Source organism: Pseudomonas sp. LAMO17WK12:I10, assembly GCF_900215185.1.
In the GTDB taxonomy this organism is placed as follows: domain Bacteria; phylum Pseudomonadota; class Gammaproteobacteria; order Pseudomonadales; family Pseudomonadaceae; genus Aquipseudomonas; species Aquipseudomonas chlororaphis.
The window spans coordinates 1-4,473 of the sequence record NZ_OBDX01000070.1 but is presented as its reverse complement, the minus strand read 5'-3'; the positions used below and the strand labels follow the sequence as shown (position 1 = coordinate 4,473).

At 50.1% G+C, this 4,473-nt stretch carries 3 protein-coding genes and 2 pseudogenes; 3 read left to right on the top strand and 2 right to left on the bottom strand.

What is annotated here, in order from left to right; genetic code table 11:
• On the bottom strand, positions 1–210 hold a 210-nt coding region (locus CRO75_RS32030), incomplete at its 3' end, for a helix-turn-helix domain-containing protein (RefSeq protein WP_143504329.1).
• Between the two features lie 55 nt (positions 211–265).
• Positions 266–1,050: pseudogene (locus tag CRO75_RS32025) on the bottom strand (tyrosine-type recombinase/integrase); the annotation flags it as partial.
• 578 nt (positions 1,051–1,628) lie between these two features.
• Between CRO75_RS32025 and CRO75_RS32020 the strand changes: the two are divergent.
• From CRO75_RS32020 to CRO75_RS32010, 3 genes and pseudogenes are all read left to right on the top strand, one after another.
• Positions 1,629–2,618 carry a serine protease gene (locus tag CRO75_RS32020; protein ID WP_097140636.1) on the top strand — a complete coding sequence of 330 codons (990 nt, stop codon included), beginning with the start codon at positions 1,629–1,631 and terminating at the stop codon, positions 2,616–2,618.
• Between the two features lie 130 nt (positions 2,619–2,748).
• A complete protein-coding gene (locus tag CRO75_RS32015; protein ID WP_097140634.1) occupies positions 2,749–3,699 on the top strand; it encodes a hypothetical protein in 951 nt (316 codons plus the stop codon).
• A gap of 450 nt (positions 3,700–4,149) precedes the next feature.
• A pseudogene (locus CRO75_RS32010) lies at positions 4,150–4,473 on the top strand (IS5 family transposase); the annotation flags it as partial.

The following is a 4,473-nucleotide window of genomic DNA, read 5'->3' as shown; positions in this document are numbered from 1 at the left end:
AAAGCTGCCCTTGGTGCGCGGCTTTATGCGTGTAATCCCCGCCAGCTTCAAGGCTTTGGCAAAGGTGTCGGGATGAGCGGTAATACCCGTTTCAGCGTGGAATGCATCCGCTAATTCAGCTTGGCTGGAGAAGGGATGGGCTTGTGCAAGCTTGACTAGCATTGGGTACTGCTCCGCGGTAATCGCGGGCGGGCGTCCGATTCTAGGCATGACTTCGAGGCTGTCCAGGCAGAAGAAATGGTAACTTTAGTTTATTTTGTCTACACCTTCTAAGGGAGTTCCAGTCCCGATGCCCAGATACGCTCGCTACGCGCGGGATATCCCACTCCATTTCAAACAATCGGCTGACACCTTCATGTCGCAAATCATGGAAGTGTAGATCCTCAATCCCAGAAATCTTGCATGCCCTAGACCAAGCGGCGCCGATCGAATCAGTGTTGTATGGAAAGATCTCCGGGCACTCTCGCGGCATGCTCTGCACAATCTGCCATGCCTCACCCGGCAGTCCCGCTCGCGACTCTTCATGTTGTAACCGAATTTCTTCAGTACGAGGCGGGCATCAGGCATCGCCTGCGGATCAATCTCATACCTCCAAGCCGCCCTGGCCAAGGACAACACCGAGCCCAGGTGAGCCATGTCATTGCCGGCAGTCTGAGGCTTGACCGAACCGCCCTCGGGACTCATGCGCCAGAGCGCATAATCCACCAGCACCTGCTGGCTGATGTCGGAGTCGACCTTTTCACCAAGGTAACTGTTCTTGATGGCATTGAGCGTCCGCCGCTTGGTCTCTCCCAGCGGCCGGGCTTTCTCTGCCTCGACAAGGTAGCGATCAATCATTTGCTTGACGGTGTGACCTACGCGGCTGGCCCACTCGATCGCACCAGGCTCCGCCAACTCGGTCTCCCGTCGCTTCGCCCAGGCCTGAGCAGCCTGTTTGCGGGCGAAGGTTTGGCTCTCTTGGTAGACTGTCACCTTGTCACGATTGATGCGGATCTGGACGAGGTAGCTCAGGGTGCCATCGGCCTTTTTGCGTGTTCTGATTGTTGCCATGTAAGAATTGGTACACGTCCGCTGTCGATTGGTACATTGTACCAAGCACTTGGCAAAAATGCCCCAACCTCCCCAGAAATCGGTACGAAACACGTTGAACGAAAACACTGCAAAATCAAGCTCAAAGCCATATACCACAAGGCCTGAGCCCTCCCACCGCTTCAGCGTTGCGCCGATGATGGATTGGGCGTAGCACTCCCCTTACGCCCCAGCCAGCGTGGTTCAACCGCTTCTCCTTATCAGATTTGTAGCAATTTCTAAGCAAGCTGCGATTACTGCCTAATAGGCGCACTATCCGTACTATGAACGAAGTCGACGCCATGCCGGGTTGTCGGATGTGCTGGATAGGATTCACACCAAACAGCTGGCCCTTGAGGTCGCCTTGAAGGAGTTGACACTGCTGAACAGCAGGGCTCTGGAACTCGGGGGGCAAAGCTCCAGGGTTCGAGTGCCGGCTAAACCACTTCTATGTCGTTTCAGAGTCACAGACGGCAAGCCTAAAGAAGCTGATCTACTATAGCCACGCCTTCTCAATAACTTTACATTTTCCAATCTCTTACTGATGGACCAGATATCTCATGCCTAGATACTCGAAATTAGCGCCTTTTAACATTGAAGAAAAGCTATTACTTGCCAAACAAGCATGTATATTTTTCTCCCCTATACAATATGAAACAATGTGTAAAACGATTGGAAAAACGCCTAACAGCAAGATTACACCATTCTCCGTCTATGACTTTCTCAAACACTTAGAATCTGAAGCCAACCTAAATGACCCGCTTAAATACCAATACCGAGTCAAATTACTTCTTGATTCTCTGGAACATGCAGGAATACTGAATGTAATGGGGCAAAGTAACTTTGTCACGGCACCGAATTACTATTACTTCTTAAAAGAATTCACTGAGCAGGAAAAAAAAGGGGCTTTATGGCTTGCACCAGCGTTAGGCCCTGAATTCCTGATCCATCATTACAAAAAAACCTTGGTTCATATTCTAGGCGCCACCAGCAATGGCGATGAACACGCTGGAACTGGCCTTATTCTTGATGCAACCACCATACTTACCTGTGCGCATGTTATCAACGACATGACGCTATACGAAAAGCAAATAATACAGGGCGCTGAACGTTCAATTGCAAAGACGGTGACGCATGAAAGTATCGATGTCGGAATCATAAAGCTTACCGAAGGCGAATGTTGGCCAGATCTCTCAATTGCCTTTAGAAACCCGGCCTCGGCGGAATCAGTCTATACAATTGGATTTCCACGCATTCCACTATCTCGCGATCCAGCCATTATCATTCAGAGCGGCGAGGTAGCGTCAGAATATATAAAAACTATTCATAACGACGAGATTTTCTTGTATTCGGCAATCGCGAGACCAGGAAATAGTGGAGGGCCAATTATATCCAGTTCCGGTCATATCGTTGGGATAGTTACGCACGACCTTTCCTACAAAGACTTTAGCGACGCCCCATTTTACGCAGGAATACCAACATCAGTTATTGCAAATGCCTTATCAGAGATTTCACCGGATATTAAACTTCCAATTGAGAACTACGAGTAATACACCTTTTAAAAGTTGATATATGCACATCATCCGATTGTGCTGGAGTATATGGTGAAAGACAACCTCAAAAGCAATCGCCGCTCTCAGTGAGAGAGTGCTGATTTCGGAGCTGCAAGAAATGAGAGACATGAGTGCATCTGATATTTGGAAAAACTTTCGACTTGGCGAGGAAGTCCACATCGCAGGATCGTTCATCTATAACGGGCTGCGTCGATTTCACGAGCTGCAATTTATTGAACACACCGATGAACTGTTCGAGTTCCTTTACGACCTTTCGGTCGGCATCGAACGGCTCTTGAAGATCGCAGTGGTGCTGCATGAGCATACTGAGACAACGGATCAAGATGCTTTAGAGAAATCCCTCATCACACACAATCACTTAGACCTGTTGGTGCGAGTGCGCAAGCATGTTCCGGTCCACTTCAGTAGGCCGCAGAATGAGCTTCTGCAGCTCTTGAGTGCGTTCTACAAAACGCTGCGGTACGACCGGTTTACACTCAACTCGGCTTACAAAGGAAGTAGGGAAGCCGAGGCGGTTCGTAAACTACTGAGCAAGCATCTACGCGTCGAATTTCCCGAAAGGGACTTCTTACTCGGCACAACCAATGAAGATCGGTACCGCTCTTTCATTAGCCGTACGGTTTTGAAGATTTCGCAGACGATCTACAAAATTATCGACGATCGCTCCAGCGCGCTTGGATTGTACACCTATGAGCTCAGACACGGCTCAAAGGCAGAAAGCGTGTTCTTGCGGGCAGTGAAAATAGGTGACGAGGACATGCTCTGGAAAGAACTGCTTATCTTTTTTATGAGTGTGGATCCTAGTACGGGCTACCTGAAATTTCTCAAAGGGATTGAGCCGCTGGGCTTCGACCCTGCCTTAGTCAGTGACTACCTCGACTGCTTCAAGTCAGATGCGTCGAAAGCTGCTGTCATGGACGAGTTGGAGTTCCACTACGATGAAATGGATCCCGAGGAGAGGAAGCAACGGCTCGAAATGATGGGAGTCATCGGCGCGCCGGCTGTCTACTTTTACGACGATGACGAAGATGAGCCGCTCGAGGACGACAACACCTGATCATCGCCTGTTTTGGTATCCCTGATGACACAAAAGACCTTAAAGGATCAAACGCGTTCATTGGACATGACCTTGAGTTGGGGTGTGGATAGGGATTCGAACCCGACCGAAGGACTCGGTAGGCCGCGACAGGCCTGTATTTGCTTGGTCAAAAGTCAGTACCTGTGGGCTGTCGCGGCCTATTTAGGCCCCAGTTATGCCCTAAATTTGCCCTAAACAATATGACCGACACAGCTGCAGCACGCCCCACCTTTCCCATACATCCCGATGCGTCGTTTATATCTAACTGAAAGACATCCCTTTATGCCGGAAGGCTATCTGCTGCCACGCCTCTTACCGTCTATTCTGTAAAGTCTGATCAAAGGGAGGCTGATCATGATTGTGCACATAACGTTGGAGATCGAGGCAGACGAAAAGCTCAAGGATGTGCCAAACCTTGTAGCCAAGGCGCTGGCCGCCCGGTGGGATTTTGCAGGCCATCAACGGTTATCTTGGTGACCGAGGGTTGATGCTACGTCAGGGCACCGTGGTCGATGCGACGATCATTCATGCACCGAGTTCGACCAAGAACAAGGACGGCAAACGTGATCCCGAAATGCATCAAACCAAGAAAGGAAACCAATACTATTTTGGAATGAAATCGCACATTGGCGTCGATGCCGAATCCGGCCTGGTGCATAGCCTGGTGGGCACGGCGGCGAATGTAGCGGACGTGACGCAGGTCGATCAGTTACTGCACTGCGAGGAAACTTACGTGTGTGGCGACGCCGGTTA